The sequence below is a fragment of the Candidatus Pelagibacter communis genome (assembly GCF_001180105.1).
GTDB classification, from domain to species: Bacteria; Pseudomonadota; Alphaproteobacteria; order Pelagibacterales; family Pelagibacteraceae; genus Pelagibacter; species Pelagibacter ubique_K.
On the sequence record NZ_CVSO01000021.1, the window covers coordinates 1 to 842 of the forward strand.

The following is an 842-nucleotide window of genomic DNA, read 5'->3' on the forward strand; positions in this document are numbered from 1 at the left end:
TTAGACGATAGCATCATCTTTGCCTTCAACAGCTGCAAGTGCTGACCCCTTAATGATTGGAGTTTTATCTCCTGGAAATTTATATGATGTTAATAATTCTTTAATTTCTTCTTCAACTAAGTCTATCATTTCCTTATCATCAACTTGATCAACTTTATTTAAGAAAACTACAATTGCTGGAACACCAACTTGTCTTGCTAAAAGAATGTGTTCTTTTGTTTGAGGCATTGGTCCATCAGCAGCGTTAACAACTAAAATTGCCCCATCCATTTGAGCTGCGCCAGTAATCATATTTTTTACGTAGTCAGCGTGACCTGGGCAGTCGACGTGTGCGTAGTGTCTTTTTTCAGTTTCGTACTCAACGTGAGCAGTTGAAATTGTAATACCTCTCTCCTTTTCTTCAGGAGCTTTGTCAATTTGATCATATGCTGTGAATTGAGCACCACCTTTTTCAGATAGTACTTTTGTGATAGCCGCAGTTAAAGTTGTTTTACCGTGGTCTACGTGTCCAATTGTACCTATGTTACAATGGGGTTTACTTCTATTAAATTTTTCTTTCGACATTCTTTTATCCTTATATTTCTTTTATATTTATTTTACTTGGAGCGGGTAAAGGGAATCGAACCCTTACATCCAGCTTGGAAGGCTAGCGTTCTACCATTGAACTACACCCGCAAAACCAAGTTAGTCTCACTCCAAATTGTTAAAGTTTTTTTTATGGTGGAGGGGGAAGGATTCGAACCTTCGAAGACCGAAGTCAACGGGTTTACAGCCCGCCCCATTTGACCGCTTTGGTACCCCTCCTAAAATAGGGGAAAGCGTCCCCATGTTCAAAAAAGCTT

General features: G+C 39.3%; 2 tRNA genes and 1 pseudogene. All 3 read right to left on the reverse strand.

The features are described 5' to 3' along the window. Positions 1 to 6: 6 nt before the first annotated feature. Positions 7 to 564: pseudogene (locus tag AMN84_RS01660) on the reverse strand (GTP-binding protein); the annotation flags it as partial. Between the two features lie 37 nt (positions 565 to 601). Continuing rightward, positions 602 to 675 (reverse strand) — tRNA-Gly (locus tag AMN84_RS01665). Positions 676 to 718: 43 nt separating this feature from the next. Then, positions 719 to 804 (reverse strand) — tRNA-Tyr (locus AMN84_RS01670). Positions 805 to 842 lie beyond the last annotated feature (38 nt).